The organism is Nocardioides sp., from assembly GCF_014360585.1.
GTDB lineage: Bacteria > Actinomycetota > Actinomycetes > Propionibacteriales > Nocardioidaceae > Nocardioides.
This window is the reverse complement of the sequence record NZ_JACIXG010000013.1, coordinates 38574-57770: the sequence shown is the minus strand read 5'-3', so window position 1 is coordinate 57770 and position 19197 is coordinate 38574. Positions and strand designations below refer to the sequence as shown.

The 19197-nt window shown below is 70.2% G+C and carries 16 protein-coding genes; 9 read left to right on the top strand and 7 right to left on the bottom strand.

Translation table 11 applies throughout. The features are described 5' to 3' along the window. Positions 1-31: 31 nt before the first annotated feature. On the bottom strand, positions 32-1186 hold the full coding sequence (locus H5T77_RS06840) for an acyl-CoA dehydrogenase family protein (RefSeq protein WP_366816612.1): 1155 nt from the start codon (positions 1184-1186) through the stop codon (positions 32-34). Positions 1187-1299: 113 nt separating this feature from the next. Here H5T77_RS06840 and H5T77_RS06835 point away from each other — a divergent pair, with 113 nt between their 5' ends. The 7 genes from H5T77_RS06835 to H5T77_RS06805 all read left to right on the top strand — a co-directional run bounded on the left by H5T77_RS06835 (position 1300) and on the right by H5T77_RS06805 (position 9275). After that, the gene (locus H5T77_RS06835) at positions 1300-1977 is read left to right on the top strand and encodes a TetR/AcrR family transcriptional regulator (RefSeq protein WP_292646768.1); all 678 of its coding nucleotides are present in this window, start codon (positions 1300-1302) and stop codon (positions 1975-1977) included. Between the two features lie 43 nt (positions 1978-2020). Beyond that, the gene (gene gndA, locus H5T77_RS06830; protein WP_292646766.1) at positions 2021-3478 is read left to right on the top strand and encodes an NADP-dependent phosphogluconate dehydrogenase; all 1458 of its coding nucleotides are present in this window, start codon (positions 2021-2023) and stop codon (positions 3476-3478) included. 65 nt (positions 3479-3543) lie between these two features. Further along, positions 3544-4299, top strand: a complete 756-nt coding sequence (locus H5T77_RS06825; RefSeq protein ID WP_292646764.1) for a class I SAM-dependent methyltransferase — start codon at positions 3544-3546, stop codon at positions 4297-4299. A 97-nt stretch (positions 4300-4396) separates the two neighbouring features. Beyond that, a complete protein-coding gene (locus tag H5T77_RS06820) occupies positions 4397-4849 on the top strand; it encodes a MarR family winged helix-turn-helix transcriptional regulator (RefSeq protein ID WP_292646763.1) in 453 nt (150 codons plus the stop codon). 43 nt (positions 4850-4892) lie between these two features. Further along, entirely contained in the window at positions 4893-7394 is a 2502-nt protein-coding gene (locus tag H5T77_RS06815; protein ID WP_292646761.1) for an MFS transporter, read from the top strand. Positions 7395-7400: 6 nt separating this feature from the next. After that, complete coding sequence (locus tag H5T77_RS06810) at positions 7401-8219, top strand: YceI family protein (protein WP_292646759.1); 819 nt, start codon at positions 7401-7403, stop codon at positions 8217-8219. A 159-nt stretch (positions 8220-8378) separates the two neighbouring features. Next, entirely contained in the window at positions 8379-9275 is an 897-nt protein-coding gene (locus tag H5T77_RS06805; RefSeq protein WP_292646757.1) for a LysR family transcriptional regulator, read from the top strand. A gap of 16 nt (positions 9276-9291) precedes the next feature. Here the strand turns inward: H5T77_RS06805 and H5T77_RS06800 are convergent, their stop codons facing one another. Continuing rightward, positions 9292-9627 carry a hypothetical protein gene (locus tag H5T77_RS06800; protein ID WP_292646756.1) on the bottom strand — a complete coding sequence of 112 codons (336 nt, stop codon included), beginning with the start codon at positions 9625-9627 and terminating at the stop codon, positions 9292-9294. Positions 9628-9709: 82 nt separating this feature from the next. Further along, a complete protein-coding gene (locus tag H5T77_RS06795) occupies positions 9710-10060 on the bottom strand; it encodes an ArsR/SmtB family transcription factor (protein WP_292646754.1) in 351 nt (116 codons plus the stop codon). 89 nt (positions 10061-10149) lie between these two features. Here H5T77_RS06795 and H5T77_RS06790 point away from each other — a divergent pair, with 89 nt between their 5' ends. Further along, on the top strand, positions 10150-11472 hold the full coding sequence (locus H5T77_RS06790; RefSeq protein WP_292646752.1) for an NAD(P)-binding domain-containing protein: 1323 nt from the start codon (positions 10150-10152) through the stop codon (positions 11470-11472). Between the two features lie 30 nt (positions 11473-11502). Here H5T77_RS06790 and H5T77_RS06785 read toward each other — a convergent pair whose 3' ends face one another. Next, the gene (locus H5T77_RS06785) at positions 11503-11937 is read right to left on the bottom strand and encodes an arsenate reductase ArsC (protein WP_292646749.1); all 435 of its coding nucleotides are present in this window, start codon (positions 11935-11937) and stop codon (positions 11503-11505) included. Between the two features lie 30 nt (positions 11938-11967). Next, positions 11968-12639: an arsenate reductase/protein-tyrosine-phosphatase family protein gene (locus H5T77_RS06780; protein WP_292646746.1), complete on the bottom strand. Its 672-nt coding sequence runs from the start codon at positions 12637-12639 to the stop codon at positions 11968-11970. Between the two features lie 135 nt (positions 12640-12774). Between H5T77_RS06780 and arsB the strand changes: the two genes are divergently transcribed. Next, positions 12775-13815, top strand: coding sequence for an ACR3 family arsenite efflux transporter (gene arsB / locus H5T77_RS06775; RefSeq protein ID WP_292646822.1), 1041 nt, complete (start codon positions 12775-12777; stop codon positions 13813-13815). A 22-nt stretch (positions 13816-13837) separates the two neighbouring features. Here the strand turns inward: arsB and H5T77_RS06770 are convergent, their stop codons facing one another. After that, on the bottom strand, positions 13838-17038 hold the full coding sequence (locus tag H5T77_RS06770) for a BTAD domain-containing putative transcriptional regulator (RefSeq protein ID WP_292646744.1): 3201 nt from the start codon (positions 17036-17038) through the stop codon (positions 13838-13840). 63 nt (positions 17039-17101) lie between these two features. After that, on the bottom strand, positions 17102-19168 hold the full coding sequence (locus H5T77_RS06765; protein ID WP_292646741.1) for an MMPL family transporter: 2067 nt from the start codon (positions 19166-19168) through the stop codon (positions 17102-17104). Between the last annotated feature and the right edge of the window lie 29 nt (positions 19169-19197).

The following is a 19197-nucleotide window of genomic DNA, read 5'->3' as shown; positions in this document are numbered from 1 at the left end:
CTGAGTCCGGCTCCGAGGCCCGTTCCGAGCCCTAGCTCGGGACGGGCAGGGAGCGGCTGATGATCTCCTTCATGATCTCGGTCGTGCCGGCGTAGATCTGCTGGACGCGCAGGTCGGTGAAGGCACGAGCGATGGGGTACTCCTCCATGTAGCCGTAGCCGCCGTGCATCTGCACGCACTTGTCGACGACCTTCATGGCCCGCTCCGAGCACCAGTACTTCGCCATCGCGACCGTCGGGATGTCGAGTTCGCCCTTGATGTGCAGCTCGATGCACTCGTCGATGAAGGAGCGCGCCACCCGTGCCTCCGTGGCGACCTCGGCCATCGTGAACTTGGTGTTCTGGAAACCGAAGACCGGGCGGCCGAAGGCGGTGCGGGTGTGGACGTAGGAGATCGTCTCCTCGTAGGCGAACTCCATCGCCGCCACACAGCCGAGCGCGACGATCAGGCGCTCCTGCGGAAGCTGCAGCATGAGCTGGACGAAGCCCTCGCCCTCCTTCGCCCCGAGCAGATTGGCCGCGGGGATGCGTACGTCGTCGAAGAAGAGCTCACAGGTGTCCTGGCCCTTCATCCCGATCTTGTTGAGCACCCGCCCACGCCGGAACCCGGGGGTGTCGGTGGGGACGATCACCAGCGAGATCCCGGCACCCTTCTCCTCCGGGTTGGTCTTGACCGCGACCAGCACCATGTCGGCCTGGAGGCCGTTGGTGATGAACGTCTTGGCGCCGCTGACGACATAGTCGTCGCCGTCGCGGATCGCCTTCGACTTGATCGCCTGCAGGTCCGATCCGGTGCCGGGCTCGGTCATCGCGACGGCGGCGACCACCTCCCCGCTGGCCATCTTGGGCAGCCACTCCTGCTTCTGCTCCTCGGTGCCGTACGCCACCAGGTAGTGCGCCACGATCCCGCTGTGCAGCGGGGCACCCCACGAGGAGTCACCGACGCGGGCCTGCTCCTCGATCAGCACGGCCTCATGGGCGAAGGTGCCGCCACCGCCGCCGTACTCCTCCGGCACGGAGAGGCAGAGCAGGCCGAGCTCGCCGGCCCGGTTCCACAGATCGCGGTCGACCTGCTTGTTGGCGATGAACGAGTCGATGTTGGGCTTGATCTCCTTCTCGCAGAAGGTGCGGGCGAGGTCGCGCAGGTCCTCGAGGTCCTGGTCCATCCAGGGTGAGCGGCGGGTCACGGGCGTTCCTTCCGGTCGGCACCCCACGAGTAAGTGGGACACGATGTACTGGATACAGGTTGTATCACCGTACCCGTACCGGATACAAGGTGTATCAGCGCTACGGTGAACGCGTGGTGGACGTTGCGAAGTGGGTCGACTCGACAGTTCGGCGCCGCTCGGCGAAAGAGGCGCTCGAGGACGACTCGCGACGCTCGCGAGTGGTGCTCGCCGCGGTCGAGGCGATCGAGGAGGACGGCCCCACCGTCGGGATGGCACGGATCGCCGAACGGGCCGGCCTGCCGCGGCCCAACGTCTACCGGCACTTCGCCGGCAAGGATCAGCTCGACGCCGAGGTGACGAGGTTCGCCGCGAACGAGCTGCTGCGCCGCGTACGGCCCAACCTGGCTCGCACCGGGACTCCCAGCGAGGTGATCGGCGGGGTCATCGGGTCGTGCGTCGACTGGGCGGCCGAGCACCCCAACCTCTACCGCTTCGTCGCCGCCCAGCAGCAGACCAAGGCGCTGCACCGCGCCCGGATGGGTCGGACCCGCTTCCTCAACGAGCTCGTCGAGGCGATGCGCGGCTACCTGAGCGAGTCCGAGCTCAGCGGCGAGCCGCCCGACGGCGTCCTCGCCGGGTTGATGGGGATGGTCGACGCCAGCATCATCTGGTGGCTCGACCACGGCGACGAGACCCGCGACGAGGTGGTCGAACGGCTCACCCGTCAGGTCGCGGGCGTGCTCTTCGACCTGCTCGCCCAGCTCGGGCTCGAGATACCCGAGGACATGGTCTTCACCCCGCGGGCATGATGGTGGCACCCGCCCAACCCAGATGCAGCAACGAGGAGCAGCGATGCCGAACACCGACAACAGGTCCGCGAACATCGGCGTGGTGGGCCTGGCCGTGATGGGCTCCAACCTGGCCCGCAACCTCGCCTCGCGAGAGGGAAACACAGTGGCGGTCTACAACCGCACCTACGCCCGCACCGAGGAGCTGATCACCGAGCATCCCGAGGCCGGCTTCCTCGCCTCCGAGACGATCGACGACTTCGTGGCCACCCTGGCCAAGCCGCGTACGGCGATCATCATGGTCCAGGCAGGCAAGGGCACCGACGCGGTGATCGAGCAGCTCGCCGAGCGGTTCGAGCCCGGCGACATCATCGTCGACGGCGGCAACGCCAACTTCAACGACACCATCCGCCGCGAGCGCGAGCTTCGTGAGCGGGGCCTGAACTTCGTCGGCACCGGCATCTCCGGCGGCGAGGAGGGTGCGCTCAACGGTCCCTCGATCATGCCCGGCGGCTCGGCCGAAGCCTGGGAGACGCTGGGCCCGATCCTGAAGAGCATCGCCGCGGTCGCCGAAGGCGAGCCCTGCGTCACCCACATCGGCACCGACGGGGCCGGCCACTTCGTGAAGATGGTCCACAACGGCATCGAGTACGCCGACATGCAGCTGATCGCGGAGGCCTACGACCTCCTGCGCCGGGTGGGCGGGCTATCTGTGGAGCAGCTCGTGGACGTGTTCAAGGACTGGAACACCGGTGATCTGGAGTCCTACCTGATCGAGATCACCGCGGAGGTGCTCGCCCAGAAGGACGCCGAGACGGGCTCGCCGCTCGTGGACGTCATCCTCGACCAGGCCGGGTCGAAGGGCACCGGCGTCTGGACGGTGCAGAACGCCCTCGGCCTAGGCATCCCGGTCTCCGGCATCGGCGAGGCCGTCTTCGCCCGGGCGGTCTCCTCCAAGCCGGCCCAGCGCGGCGCGATGCGGGCCTCGGTGACCAACCGCCCGAAGGCGCCGGAGGTCCCCGACACGTTCGTCGACGACGTACGCGCGGCTCTGTACGCCTCGAAGGTGGTCGCCTATGCACAGGGGTTCGACCTGATCGTGGCCGGAGCGAAGGAGTACGGCTGGGACATCGATCTCGGCGCGCTCGCCAAGATCTGGCGGGCCGGCTGCATCATCCGGGCCCGCTTCCTCGACCGGATCGTGGACGCCTACGCGACCAAGCCCGACCTGGAGACGCTGCTGGTCGACCCCTACTTCGCCGACGGCGTAGCCTCCGGCGAGGATGCCTGGCGGCGCGTCGTCGGGATCGCGGCCGCCGCCGGCGTCCCCGCGCCCGGCTTCTCCTCGGCGCTCGCCTACTTCGACTCGCTCGCCGCCGACCGGCTCCCGGCCGCGCTCATCCAGGGCCAGCGTGACTTCTTCGGCGCGCACACCTACCGGCGCGTCGACAAGGACGGCACCTTCCACACGCTGTGGTCCGACGACCGCACCGAGGTCGAGACGACGCCGTCGACCCACTAGGCCCGCACCGGGAGATACCGAACTTGGGGCTGTCGGCACAGCGGACGGCGGACCTAGCCTGAAGCATGGGTTTCGACGTCGTCGCGGAGAGATATGCCCGGTTCATGGGACGCTACGCCGAGCCCCTCACCCCGCACTTCGCCGAACTCGCCCGGGTCGGCATGGGCCAGCGGGTGCTCGACGTCGGCTGCGGACCCGGCACGCTCACCCGCCATCTCGTGACCCTCACCGAGGCCCATCTGGTAGCCGCCATCGACCCCTCACCACCCTTCATCGAGGCGGTCGCCCGCGAGCTGGCCAGGGTCGACGTGCACACCGGCGTGGCCGAGGCGCTCCCCTTCGCCGACAACTGGTTCGACGTCTCCCTGGCCCAGCTGGTCGTGCACTTCATGACCGACCCGGCGGCGGGCATCGAGGAGATGATCCGGGTCACCCGGCCCGGCGGCACCGTCGCGGCGTGCGTCTGGGACGCCGACACCGGTGCCGTCTCGCCGTTCTGGTCGTGCGTGCACGAGATCGACCCGGAGGCCGAGGACGAGGCGCTTCTAGCCGGCTCCCGGATGGGTGACCTCGAGAAGCTGTTCAAGCAGGCCGGCCTCCGCAAGGTCGAGCGCAGCGGCCTGGCCGTCCGCGTCACCCATCCGACGTTCGAGGACTGGTGGGACCCGTACACCTTCGGCGTCGGCCCGGCGGGCGACTACATGGAGTCCCTCGACGACGCCGGCCGCGCCGCGCTCGAGGAGGTCGCCCGCCGACGGCTCGGGAATGGCCCGTTCACCGTGACCGCGACGGCCTGGGCCGCCCGCGGCACGGTCGCCTAGCCCGCCTCCTTGGACCCCGACTCGCCCGCGAAGCAATTTGCATCGGTCCCCTATTCTTCATAAGGTTGTAAAAGTCAACCAATCAAGAGGGGCGATGATGGAACAGGCGACCTACCGCGACCTGATGCATCGACTCAGCGAGGTCGGGGCCGTCAAGAGGGGCCTCGCGCGCAACCTCCCGCCCGGCCTACCGGCCGGCTCCGCAAGCGTGCTGGGGCTCCTGAGCCAGCACGGCGAGATGACCATCAGCGAGCTCACCGATCTGCTCGCCGTCGACATCTCGGTGACCAGCCGCCACGTCTCCTACCTGGCCGACCACGACTGGCTCGCACGCTCCCCCAACCCGGCGGACGGCCGATCGCGCCTGCTGTGTCTCACCGCCTCCGGGCGAGCCCTGCTCGCCGGGTTCTCCGACCACATCACCGAGCTGCTCTCCGAGCGGCTCAGCGACTGGAGCGACGACGAGGTCCACGAGCTGATCCGGCTCATGGCCAAGCTGCACGACAGCGTCGTCTGCCCAGCACACACGCTCACTCACGTACGCAGCTGAGGCTCTGCCCAGCACCGCTGTGCTCGATACAGAAGGGAAGTCCATGGCAACGACGACCGCCGAACGGACGCACGCAGGTCCACCGGGAGGCTCGTCCGACGGTGCCCCCGGGGCCCTGCACGGTCAGATGTCTCACCGCGAGATCATGGAGGCGCTCTCGGGCCTGCTGCTCGGCATGTTCGTGGCGATGATCTCCTCCACGATCGTCTCCAACGCGCTTCCGGAGATCATCGCCGACATCGGCGGCGGGCAGTCGGCCTACACCTGGGTGGTCACCTCCACCCTGCTCACCATGACGGCCACCACCCCGCTGTGGGGCAAGATGGCCGACCTGTTCAGCAAGAAGCTGCTGATGCAGATCGCGCTGGTCCTCTTCGTGGCGGCATCGGCCGTCGCCGGCCTGGCCCAGAACCCGGAGCAGCTGATCGCCGCCCGGGCGGTCCAGGGCATCGGCATGGGCGGCCTGACCGCCCTGGCCCAGATCATCATGGCGGCGATGATCTCCCCGCGTGAGCGCGGCCGCTACTCGGGCTACCTCGGTGCCGTCTTCGCGGTCGCCACCGTCGGCGGCCCGCTGCTCGGCGGGGTCATCACCGACGCCGACTCGCTCGGCTGGCGCTGGTGCTTCTACGTCGGCATCCCGTTCGCGATCGTCGCCTTCATCGTGCTGCAGAAGACCCTGCACCTTCCCGTCGTCAGGCGGGAGGGCGTCAAGGTCGACTGGGCCGGCGCGTTCTTCATGGCGGCCGGCGTCTGCCTGCTGCTCGTCTGGGTCACCTTCGCCGGCGACAAGTACGACTGGGCCTCCCGGGAGACCGCGGCCATGGTCGGCGGCTCGGCGGCGCTCCTGGCGATCTTCGGCATCGTCGAGTCGAAGGCCGCGGAGCCGATCGTCCCGTTGCGACTGTTCCGCAACCGGACGATCACGCTCTCCTCGCTCGCCTCGCTCTTCGTCGGGGTGGCGATGTTCGCCGGGACGATCTTCTTCAGCCAGTACTTCCAGCTCGCCCGCGACAAGTCCCCGACGATGGCCGGGGTGATGACGATCCCGATGATCGCCGGTCTGTTCCTCTCCTCGACCATCTCGGGACAGGTCATCACCCGCACCGGGAAGTGGAAGGCCTGGCTCGTGGTCGGCGCCGCGCTGATCGTCGGCGGGCTGGGCATGCTCGGCACGATCCGCTACGACACCGAGTACTGGCACGTCGCCGTCTTCATGGCGGTTCTCGGGCTGGGCGTCGGCATGACGATGCAGAACCTGGTCCTCTCCACGCAGAACCAGGTCGCACCCGCCGACCTCGGCGCCGCCAGCTCGATGGTGACGTTCTTCCGCAGCCTCGGCGGCGCGATGGGCGTCTCCGCGCTCGGCGCCCTGATGGCGAACCGGGTCGGCGACTACGTCAAGGACGGTCTGGCCGACCTGGGACCGAGGTACGCCGCGATGGCCCAGAGCACCTCGGGCGAGATCCCCGACATGGACAAGATCCCCGAGCCGCTGCGGACCGTGCTGGAGAGTGCGTACGGCCACGGCATCGCCGACATCTTCCTGGTCGCCGCGGGGGCAGCCGTCGTCGCGCTCCTCATGGTGGTGTTCATCAAGGAGGTTCCGCTGAAGACCAAGGGCGGGCTCGCCCAGGCTGCCGAGGAGGCGGCCGACGTCGACGGGCCCGCGGCTGTCGCCGAGGCCGTCGCCGGGGTGCCCGAGCAGCACCCAGCTGCCACCGCCGCTCCGGCACCATCCACTCCGGCACCATCCACTCCGGCCGCATCCACCCCGGCCGGCAACGGGATCGCGCTGCACGGATTCGTCCGCGGCGCCGGCAGCGTCCCGCTCCCGCACGCCGCCGTCACGCTGATCTCGCTGTCGGGGCGCCAGCTCGGCCGGTCCGTCGCCCATGCCGACGGCTCCTACGCGGTGGACGCACCCGGGTTGGGGACATACGTCCTGATCGCCTCGGCCGACGGCTTCCAGCCGCAGGCATCGACCGTGGTCGTGGGCGGTGAGCCGGTGGCGTACGACCTCCTGCTCAGCGGCACTACGGGCCTCAAGGGCATGGTGCGCAGCGGCGACGACGGTGCCCCGGTCCAGGGTGCGATGGTGATCGTGACCGACGTACGCGGCGACCTGCTCTCCACCGGAACGACCGTCGCCGACGGCACCTTCTTCGTCGACGAGCTGGTCCCGGGACCGGCCACGGTCGCGGTCAACGCCGAGGGCTACCGCCCGCACGCCGTGCCGATCGAGATCGGCGCGACCGGGGTCACCCGGGTCGAGGTGGAGCTGGTCACCGGCGCCCGGTTGACCGGTATCGTCAAGGCATCCTTCGGCCCTCTCGCAGACGCTCGGGTGACGCTGGTCGACGCGGCCGGCAACGTGGTCGGGACCGCGACGACCGGCGCGGACGGGGCGTACGCCTTCGCCGATCTCGACGGCGGGGAGTACACGGTCCTGGCGACCAGCTATCCGCCGGCGGCCGGCGCGGTGAGCCTCACCGGCCACGGCGTCGACGGCCACGAGATCGTCCTCTCCCACCCCGAGGACTGATCCGCGATGGCACTGACCGCACAGATCCGCACCCGCGACGGCTGGGCCGTGGCGCACGCGGTCGTCACTCTCACCGACACGGCCGGCGGTCAGGTGCTGCGGGCCGAGGCCGGCGAGGACGGTGTCGTGACCGACGGCACCGTCCTCGCCCCCGGGCCGTACGTCGCGATCGTCGCCGCGCTCGGGTGGTCCCCCACCGCGGCGACGGCGATCGTCACCGCCTCGGGAACGGCCGCGCTCGGCACGATCACGCTGTCCCGCCAGGGAGACACCTCGCTCCCGGCCCCGGGACCGTGGACGATCGACCCCGCCCACTCCACCGTCGGCGCGGTCGCACAGCACCTGGGCATCTCCAGCGTGCGCGGCCGGTTCACCGACTTCAGCGGGGTCGTCGAGATCGCCCCGGACCATCTGGAGAAGTCACGCGTCGAGGCGGTCATCCGGGCCGCCTCGATCGACACCGGCAACCGGATGCGCGACGAGCATCTTCGCAGCGGCGACTTCCTCGACGTCGAGGCGTTTCCCGAGATCGTCTACCGCTCCACCGGCCTCACCCCGGCCGGACCGGACCGCTGGACCGTCCACGGAGACCTCTCGATGCACGGCCAGACCCGCACGGTCGACCTCGACGTCGCCTACCTCGGCACCGGTCCGGACGCCTGGGGCGGCACCCGGGCCGCCTTCCGCGCGACCGCTCAGCTGCGGCGCGACGACTTCGCGATGAGCTACAACCAGGCCGTCGCCACCGGTATCGCGGCCATCGGCACGACCCTCAAGGTGGAGCTGGACATCCAGGCCGTCCAGGGCGAGACGCTCCCCACCTGAGCCGAGGCGTCAGCCGCGTCGGCCGAGACGTCAGCCGCGTCGGCCGAGACGTCAGTTGCGTCGGCCGAGTTGGCAGCTGCGTGCCATCTCGGCCGACGGGAGTGACGCCTCGGCATTCTTATTACCGCCGGCAGACTGAGACTCTGCGAATATGAATGCATGGAGCTGCGCCATCTTCGCTACTTCGTCGCGGTCGCCGAGGAGCGCCACTTCGGCCGGGCGGCCGAGCGGCTCCACATGGCGCAGCCACCGTTGTCGCAGCAGATCCGCCAGCTCGAGGCCGAACTCGGGCTGACCCTGCTCACCCGGACGACGCGACGGGTCGACCTGACCCCGGCAGGGGCGGCGTACCTGGAGCGGGCGCGGGAGATCCTCGGCGCCGTGGACGCCGCCGCCCACGAGGCGGCCAGCATCGCCTCGGGTCGGCGCGGGCGTCTGCTGATCGGCTGCGTCGGGTCGGCGACGTACTCGCTGCTTCCGGCCCTCGCCCGCACCCTGCGTGCCGAGCTGCCGGAGGTCGAGTTCGGGTTCCGGGGCGAGATGCTCTCGCCGGACCAAGCCGCGGCGCTCGCCGATGGAACCCTCGACCTCGGCCTCCTCCGGCCCCTGCCCACGGGTGGCTCCGGGGGCCCCGGCCTCTCGATCACCCACCTGCGCCAGGAGAACCTGTTGGTGGCGATGCCGAAGGACCACCGGTTCGCCGGCCGTCGTCGCGTACGCATCGCCGACCTCGACGGCGAAGACCTGGTCATCCACGCCGGCAGCGGTCGCTCGGCGATGAACGCGATGATCCAGGACCTCTTCGACTCCGCCGGGATCCACACCCACATCGCTCACGAGGTCGCCGAGACCTCCACCCTGGTCACCTTCGTGGCCGCCGGCCTCGGGGTCGCCATCGTGCCCGAGCCCACCGCGGCCCTCGCCGTCCCCGGGGTCGTCTACGTCCCCCTAACCGGCACTCCGGGCGTCGAGCTCGTCGCCGCCACTCGCGCCGGCGACGAGAGCCCGCTGCTCGCCCGCGCGCTCACCATCCTGGCCGACCTCAGCAACAACTAGCCGAGTCGGCTCAGCCTCAGCGCAGCACGAACCAGAGGCCGACGACAGAGGGCACGATCCCGAGGAGCAGCCACGGCGTGAACGGGCTGCGGCGGTGGATGAGGAAGCCGCCGGCCAGGCCCAGCACTCCGAAGGCCGCTGCGATGACGCACAGCCCGATCCGTGAGGCCTGGTAGACCGGGTCGATCGCCACGGCCGCGATGACCAGGCCGACCACCAGGTGGGCGACGGTGAAGACGGCGAGCACGGACGCGACCCACTGCTGCACGTTCGTGAGCGACTTGTCATTGACAGGCCGGATCGGGTTGTCCGGGTCCATCAGGTGTCGCGGTCGTCGCGGTTGCTCGTTCACGGTCGTGCCCTTCTGGTCCGGCTGCCACCCCATGCTTACCAGGCGCGAGAGCACCGGGAGGATCCGCCCAGGATCTCGGAGCCTAGGAGCGGGAGGCCAAGGTGGCCGCGAGCGAGTCGAGGATGCCGGGGACGATGGAGAAGTAGGCCCAGCGGCCGCGCTGCTCACGGGTGACCAGCCCGGCCTCGACCAGCAGCTTCATGTGATGGGAGACCGTCGGCTGGGACAGCCCGACCGGCTCGGTGAGGTCGCAGACGCACGCCTCCTTGTCATCAGCGGCCGCGATGATCGAGAGCAGCTTGACCCGGTGAGGGTCGCCGAGCGCCTTGAACATCCGCGCCAGCGCCTCGGCCTGGTCGTCCTCGAGGACGCCTGCGGTCATCGGTGAGCAGCACGCGACGGCGGCGGACGGGAGCACAGGGAGAGCGGTCATAGCGGACAGTCTACCCAACAACATTGACGAACGTCGATACGTGATCTAGGGTCGGCAACATATCGACGTTCGTGAATCTGAGGAGCATCATGACCGACCTACCTGTCGCCGTCATCGGCGCCGGACCCCAGGGCCTCGCGGCCGCAGCCCATCTTCTCGAGCGTGGCCTCACCCCGCTCGTGCTCGAGCAAGGATCGGAGCCGGCTGCAGCCGTCGCCGAGTGGGGCCACGTACGCCTCTTCTCGGCCTGGCCCGAGCTCGTCGACAAGGCCGCCGCCCGGCTGCTCGCGCCGACCGGCTGGGACGCCCAGACTCAGGGCTACCCCACCGGCGCGCAGTGGCGTGAGCGCTACCTCGTCCCGCTCGCCGACGCCCTCGGCGAGCACATCCGCTACAGCGCCACGGTCACCGGCGTCTCCCGCAAGGGCCGCGATCGTCTGGTCGACGCCGACCGCGCCGAGCAGCCCTTCGTCCTCCATGTGACCGGTCCGGACGGCTCCGAGGAGCGCCTCGAGGCGCGAGCCGTCATCGACGCCTCCGGCACCTGGCGCAGGCCCAACCCGGCCGGCGCCGACGGGCTCCCGGCCCTCGGCGAGCGCGCGGCGCACGCTGCAGGCGTGCTCGGCTACGCCGTGCCGGACCGCGCTCACCCCGAGGCGTACGCAGGCCGCCACACGCTCGTGATCGGCGCGGGCGACTCCGCCTTCAACGCCGTCAACGAGCTCACCGCCATCGCCAAGGACCACCCGGGAACGAAGATCACCTGGGCGATCCGCCGCGCGGTCTCGACGAACACCTTCGGCGGCGGCGAGGCCGACGAGCTCCCGGAGCGGGGCGCCCTCGGCGTACGCGCCCGAAAGGCGGTCCAGGACGGCACCGTCGAGATGGTGACCGGTTTCCGCACGGAGCGGGTCGACGGAGCCACCCTCATCGCCGAGGACGGCCGCCAGATCGAGGCCGACCAGGTCGTCGTACTGACCGGATACCGGCCGGACACGAGCTTCCTCAGCGAGATGCGTCTCGACCTCGACCCGACGCTGGAGGCGCCGCGAAACATCGCGGTCCAGATCGACCCCAACCTCCACTCCTGCGGCTCGGTGAGCGCCACCGGCGCCAAGGACCTCGCCCAGCCCGAGCCCGACCTCTACCTGGTCGGCATGAAGTCCTACGGCCGCGCGCCGACGTTCCTGGCGATGACCGGCTACGAGCAGGTACGCAGCGTGGTGGCCGAGCTCGCCGGCGACCACGACGCGGCGGCCCGGGTGGAGCTGGAGCTCCCGGACACCGGGGTCTGCGGCGGCGCCGGGGTCTTCGACGACCCCGACAGCGCCAGCAGCGGCGGCTGCTGCGGGACCCCTGCGCCGAGCGAGGAGCTGGTCACGATCAGCAGGGCGCCGATCACGCTCTCGTGATCTAGTGGCGCGTCCCGGAAGGACACACCACTAGCGCTGCGGGGGCACACCGAGCTCGTCGAGCAGGCCGAGCACTCGCTGCTCGATCTCGTCGCGGATGCCGCGTACGTGCTCGATGCCCCCGCCCTTCGGGTCGGTGACCTTCCAGTCCTCGTAGCGCTTTCCGGGATAGAACGGGCAGGCGTCACCGCAGCCCATGGTGATGACCGCGTCCGCGCTCCGGACGACCTCGTCGGTCCAGGGCTTGGGGAACTCTCCGGAGATGTCGATCCCGAGCTCGGCCATGGCCTCGACCGCGACCGGGTTGATGGCGGCGGCCGGCGCGGAGCCCCCGGACCAGCCGATCGCCTTCTCCCCGGCGTAGTGCGTGAAGAAGCCGAGCGCCATCTGCGAGCGGCCGGCATTCTCGACACAGAGAAACAGAACGGCCGGCTTGCTGTCGGTCGCGGAGTCGTCGGTGCTCATCGAGTGGTTCTCCTGGTGGGGTGTGAGGGGTCAGGAATCGAAACGGGAGGCGAGCGACCTGATCCGGTGCTCGAGCTCGAGATAGGCGGCGTCGAACGCCTCGGGGCCGTTGCCCACCGGGTCAGGGATCGACCAGTGCAGCTCGCCGCGGACCTTCGGCGTCTCGTGGGCGCGGTCGCACACGGTGACCACCAGGTCGTCCGGGTCGAGCACGTCATCGAGATGACGGGGCTCGACGATCGGAAGCTCGAGGTCGCGGCGAGAGGCGACAGCGACCGCCCCAGGATTGATGTGCTCGGCGGGGTGAGTGCCTGCGGAGTCGGCAGGGATCGTGCTGACCTGGCGCCACAGCGCCGCGGCCAGGTGGGATCGCGCCGAGTTGCCGGTGCACACGAACAGGACACGCCTGGGCACCGCCACGGGGGACGCGGTGCCCAGGCTGTCGAGCATGTCCTGCTCGAGGTGCAGGTACGTGCGTCTCCCGTCGCCCTCGGACTGGTGGCGGGACACGACGCCTGCGCTCACCAGCGCCTGGACGTGGTGAGCAAACAAGTTCGACGGGACATTCAGCATCCCGGCGAGCTCTGTGGGGGAGGCATCACTCGTCTGGAGGCTGTCGACGATCCGAAGCCGCATCGGATCACCGAGCGCCGCATGGATCTTGGCGCGGCGCTCCAGCTCCGAACTTCTCTCAACCTCCATTGACTCAATATTGACTGAGCAATCTTCCGCAGTCAAGATGTTCCCGAGATGGCCGACGAAACCGAGGAGCTCCTGGTGACCAACACTGCCGACGCCGCTGCGTCCGACAAGGACCAAGCGCCCGTCCTCCAGCAGATGTCGGTCCTCGACCGGTTCCTGCCGGTCTGGATCCTGGCAGCGATGGCGCTGGGGATCGGGCTGGGCCGAGCGATCCCTGGCCTGGACCGGGCGCTGGACGCGATCAAGATCGGCTCGGTCAGCCTGCCGATCGCGATCGGCCTGCTGCTGATGATGTATCCGGTGCTGGCCAAGGTGCGCTACCGACAGCTCGACCGGGTCACCGGCGACCGCAAGCTGCTGATCTCCTCGCTCGTCCTCAACTGGCTCGTCGGGCCGGCCCTGATGTTCGCGCTGGCCTGGCTGCTGCTGCCCGACCTGCCGGAATACCGGACCGGACTGATCATCGTCGGACTGGCCAGGTGCATCGCGATGGTGCTGATCTGGAACGACCTCTCCTGCGGCGACCGCGAGGCCGGCGCCGTGCTGGTCGCGATCAACTCCGTCTTCCAGATCCTGGCCTTCGGCGTGCTCGGCTGGTTCTACCTGCAGGTGCTGCCCGGTTGGCTGGGGCTGGAGCAGGTCGACGCCGACTTCTCGTTCTGGACGATCGTCGTCTCGGTCCTCGTCTTCCTCGGGATCCCGCTGCTGGCCGGCTTCCTCACCCGAACGTTCGGTGAGCGGAAGATGGGCCAGGAGGCGTACGAGTCGAAGTTCCTGCCGAAGATCGGCCCGGTCGCGCTCTACGGCCTGCTCTTCACCATCGTGATGCTGTTCGCGCTGCAGGGACACACCATCACCTCGCAGCCGCTGGACGTCGTCAGGATCGCGCTCCCGCTGCTGGCGTACTTCTTCCTCATGTTCGGCGGCAGCTTCGCCCTGGGCGCCGGGATCGGGCTGGGATACGAGAAGACGGCCACCCTCGCGTTCACCGCGGCGGGCAACAACTTCGAGCTGGCCATCGCGGTGGCGATCGGCGTCTTCGGCGTGACCTCCGGCGAAGCACTGGCAGGCGTGGTCGGCCCCCTGATCGAGGTCCCGGTCCTCGTGGCCCTCGTCTACGTCTCACTCTGGCTCCGCGGCCGGATGGCTCCTGCTTCGACCCAGCCGTCGAAGTGACGCCGTTCCCCGTCGACGACGACTAGCCTCCGAGCACCTCGAGCACGCGGTCGGCCTCGCGCTGCAACGGCGCGAAGCCGTGCTCGACCGCCAGCTGCCGGCCCTTGGCGGCGTGGATCCGGGCGGCGGCGTGGTCGCCCTCGGCGTGGAGCGCCTGCGCCAGCCCGATCCGGGCGCGGGTCTCGGTGAACGAGGCGACGTGGGTGTGACTGAGCCGCACGGCGTACTCATAGGTCTCGGCGGCGTCGCGGAGGCTTCCGGTCGCATAGAGAGCGGCCGCGTAGCTGCAGGCCGTGGAGGCTACGAAACGTACGTCCCCGTGGGCCCGCGCGGTCAGGTGGGCCCGGTCGGCGAGCTCGAGCGCCGAGGCGTGGTCGCCTCGGACCAGGGCGAGCAGGCTGAGCTCCTCGAGCGCGTTGGCCTCGGCGAAGGGGCTGCGGTTGCGAGTGGCCTGCGCCAGCGCTGACTCCAGCCGAGCGCCTGCCGAGTCGAGCAGGCCCAGGGCGCGCTCGGCCGCGGCCAGGGTGGAGAGCTCGAGCGGAGTGGAGCTGCCCTGCACCTCGCTCAGCTGGACCGCCAGGAGATTGTGGCGACGCCCCTCCTCGAAACGACCCTGCTGCGTGCAGGTGATGCCGAGGGCCTGGTGTGCCCAGGCACGCAGCCCCTCGGTGCCGGCCGCCTCGCCGAGGATCTCCAAAGCGTGCGCATAGGCGGACTCCGCCTCGCGTCCCGCATCCGCGACGCGGTGACGGTGACCGTCGACGATCGCCGCGAAGGCCTGGCCCTGCCTCCAGCCGCTGGTGTCGAGGAGCGTGCGGGCACGGTCCGACTCCGCCCAGGCCTCGTCCATGCGCCCCAGGACCCCGAGCACATCGGCCCGCAGCGTACGCAGGAAGGCCTCGGCCCGCACCTCGCCCTCCAGCAGGGCGGCCTCGGCTCCGACGGTCATCAGGTCGAGGTAGGTGGTCACGTCGAGGCGGGTGCGGTAGTGGATCCTGGACTGGTCGACGAGCTTCCAGGCGTAGTGGCGCTGCTGCGGGTCGGCCCCGGCCTGCTTCACGAACGCGATCAGCAGCTGCGCCTCGTGGTCGAGCCAGGTGCGAGCATCGTCGGCCGAGTCGAAGCGGCTTCCCGACGAGGGCTCGATCTCCAGCGCGCGCAGCCGCCCCGGATAGGCAGTGCCGGCGGCGCTGACGGTGGTGTCGAGCAGCCAGTCGGCAAGCCTGCCCTGCGCCTGCGGCTGCTCGGGGTCGGCCGCGGCCAGATCACCGGCATGGAGCCGGAGGAGGTCGTGGTAGTGGTAGCGACCGACGCCGTCCTCGGAGACCACGGTCTGCAGCATGTTGGCGTCGACCAGGTCCTCGAGCAGCCGCTGTGTGGTCTCCGGGTCGCGGGCGAGGACGGCACCCGCCGGAGCGGGGTCGAAGTCGTAGGCCGAGATCAGCGAGCACAGCCGGAAGGCACGCTGCACCTCGGCGGGCATCGCCGCGTAGGAGATCTCCAGGCTGGCCGCGACGCTCACCTCACCGACGGCCAGCTCGGCGAGCCGGTGGGAGCTCGCGCTCAGCCGGTCGGCGTACGTCTCGATCGACCACTCCGGCCGGCTCAGCAGTCGGGCCGCAGCGATCCTGAGCGCCAACGGGAGACGGCCGCACGCCAGCGCCAACGACTCGCTCGCGCGAGGTGCGGCGGCGACCCGCTCCCCGCCGACGATCGCGCCGACCACGGCGACGGAGGCCTCGATGCTGAGCTCGCCGAGGTGGATCTGGCGGCCGAGGTCGATCATGCCCGCGAGCGCCGGCAGCCGGTGGCGGCTCGTGATGATCGTCCGGTTCTCGCCGAGCCCGGGCAGCAGCGGGACGACCTGACTCGGACTGTCGACACTGTCCAGCACGATCAGCATCCGCCGGTCGGAGAGCTCGCTGCGGAGCAGCGCCGCGGCGTCGGCGTCGTCGGTCGGGATCTGCTGGCCGGAGAGGCCCAGCGAGCGCAGGAACCGTCTCAGCACCGAGCCGGGTGCCACCGCCTCTCCCGAGACGCCATGGAGGTCGGCGTAGAGCTGGCCGTCGGGGAAGTCCCCGGTCAGACGGGCCGCGGCGGTGAGCGCCAGCGCGCTCTTCCCAGAGCCGGCCGGGCCGGTGACGAGCACTGCCGCACCGCCGTCCTCACCGAGGCCGGCGGTCAGGGTCGCGAGCTCGTCCTCACGCCCGATCAGCGCCGGCGCCGCCGGCACCTCGCGAGGTACGTCGCGCCTGCGCGCGCCCTCGACCAGGGTCGGCCGCCTGGCGTGCCATCGTCCTTCCAGGGTGCCTTGGCGGACGTCCTCGAGGACCGGGCTCGGGTCGAGCCCGAGCTCCTCGGCCAGGACGGATCGGACCGTCTCGTACGCGGCGAGCGCCTCGGCCTGGCGTCCGGCCGCCGCCAGCACCTTCACGTACGCCGCCCACAGCGGCTCGTCCAGGGGACGCAGCCGGGCGAGCTCGCTCACGACCGGGAGCGCGTCGATGGCCTGGCCCTCCGCCACGCTCAGGCCGGTCCATCTGAGCACGACCGCGACGTACTCGTTCTCGACGGAGCTCGACAGCCACGGCGCCTCCTCGAACCGGTCCGGACGCCCACGCCACAGGCGCACCGCCTCGGTCAAGGTGTCCAGGTCGTCAGCGGCGGCGAGCTCGCGGAAGCGGACGAGGTCGAGCTCGTCGGAAGTGGCATCGAGGCCGAGCGCGTTGCCGTCGTGGGTCACCGTGATCGGGGCGACGAGCGCCCGCAGCCGCCGGAGCAGCTGGGCCATCCGCTTGCCCGCCGCGTCCGAGGTCAGCTCCGGCCACAGCAGGTCGAGCAGCTCGTCGCGCCCGACCTTCTCCCCCGGCTCCAGGGCGAGTCGCCTCAGCAGCAGCCCGACCTGTTCAGGCAGGTCGAGCGCCACCCCGTCTCGGACCACGACGGTCGGGCCGAGCACGGAGATGCTCACCACCGCGCTGTCGTCGGCGTCCCGGCTCAGCGAAGGGGCCTCGGTGAACTGCGCCGCCTCCTCCGCGGTCAGGTCGAGCGCGCGGGCGAGCGCGCGCAGAGATGCCGCCCTCGGCCGCCGGGTCCGGCCCTGCTCCAGGTCCCGGATGGAGGCGACGCTGACGCCGGCAGCCTCGGCGAGCGCACCCTGCGTCAGAGATCGCTTCTCACGCAGCAGCCGAAGCCTGATGCCGAGCAAACCCTCAAGGCGCACCCTGGCCCCCGTATCGACCCCGAGTCTGGCGAATCACCACGAGATCGTATCGGCTCGAAGCGATCAGGTGTCGATGGTCGACCCTTCGGCCTTCCGCCGGGAGATCGCCGCGGACCACCAGATCCTTTCCCCGACCAGCGCGAAGACCGCAGGCACCACCACGGTGCGGACTAGAAAGGTGTCGAGCAGGATGCCCAGCCCCACGATCAGGCCCACCTGGGTCAACGTGATCAGAGGCAGCACACCGAGCACCGCGAACACCGCGGCGAGCACGATGCCGGCGCTGGTGATGACCCCACCGGTCAGCCCGACCGCCATGACCATCGCATCGACGGTGCTGTGCTCGGCACTCTCCTCCCGGGCCCGCAGGACGAGGAAGACCGTGTAGTCGACACCGAGCGCCACCAGGAACAGGAAGGCGTAGATCGGTGTGCTGACGTCGAGCGCAGGGAACCCGAAGACGTGTGTGCTCATCCAGGCACCCAGGCCGAGCGCCGACAGGGTGGCGATCACGCTGATGGTGACGAGCACCAACGGGGTCACGACCGACCGCAGTACGACGAAGAGCACCAGCAGCACGACCAGCAGGATCAACGGAATGATGACCTTGAGATCACGCTCGGCGCCGTTTCGGCTGTCGAGGTCCTTGGCCACGCTGCCGCCGACCAGAGCACCGGTCCCGTCCAGCTCGCTGCGCATCGTCTCGATCGTCTCGATGCTCTCCGCCGTCGCGGGCGCGTCCTCGAGCGTCGCGGTGATCTTCACCAGGTCGTCGGTCTCGCCGGACGGACGCGCGCTGTCGACCCCGTCGATCTGGTTGACCGTCGCGAGCACCTTCTCGGCCTCGTCTGCTCCCACCACGATCGTCACCGGATCGGCAGCACCGGGCGGGAAGTGCTTGGAGAGCGTCTCCAGACCGTCGACGGACTCGGCCTCGACGCGGAACTGATCAGTCTGCGACAGGCCCACCTTGACGCCGAGGAGCCCCGAGGCGAGGACGCCGAGGATCACCGCGGCCGCAGCCAGCACCACTGCCGGACGGCTCACCACGGCGCGGGCGATCCGGAACCAGACGCCGTCGCGCGACTTCTCCTCCTCGCCGTTGCGGGGAACGAACGGCCAGAAGAGGCCGCGGCCGAACAACGACAGCGCGGCGGGCAGAACGAGGAGCGCGAACAGCAGGGCGATCAGCAGGCCGATGGCAGCCGAGACACCCAGGGACCGGGTGTTCGGGGCGACGCTGAGCGTCAGCACCAGCAGCGCGAGTACGACCGTGAGGTTGCTGGCCACGATCGCCTCGCTGGATCCGCGCACCGCGGCGGCGAGGGCGTCGCGGTGGTGCGCGTGCCGTCGGAGCTCCTCGCGATAGCGCGAGACCATCAGGAGCGCGTAGTTCGTGCCGGCGCCGAAGACCAGCACGCTGGTGATCCCCGACGTCGATCCGTCGAGGCCGGTGCCGATCCACTCCGCGATGATCTGGGTAGCCACCGACGCGGTGCGGTCGGCCACCGCGATCACGGTCAGCGGCACGAGCCACAGCACCGGCGAGCGGTAGGTCAGGATCAGCAGGAGGGCGACGACCACAGCAGTCACGAGAAGCAGTCGCAGATCTGCCCCTTCGAACGCCGAGGAGATGTCCGCGGCGAAGGCGGCACCACCGGTGAGCTGGACCGTGAGGCCGTCGGGCCGGTCCTCGTCGGCCGCTTCGCGCAGGTCGTCGACGAGCTCTGTCAGATCGAGGCCGGTCACGTCGGCATCGACGTCGACGGCGACGATCAGCGCCTCGCCGTCAGTGGCCGGGATCGGTGGCGAGACCTCGTTGCCGGTGACCTCGGCCCAACGCCGCGACACCTCGCCGACCCACTCCCGATCCTCCTCGGTCAGCCCACCGGCACGCTCGACCACGGCGACCGCGGGCAGCACGTCCCCGCCCGGAAACCTCTGCTGCAGCTCCGCAACCTGCGCGGACTCGGCATCCGCCGGCAGCGGGTCAGGGGCCGAGCTCGTCTCCCCCAGCGACGACCCCAGCGCCATCACCCCGCCGGCCAGGAGGAACGCGACCACCAGGACCACCCACGCCGTCGCCTTCCTCGTGGTGACTCGCGCGAGACGTTCTATCGCAGACCGCATGGTCGGGCCTTCCAAGTTTGTCGTGTTGT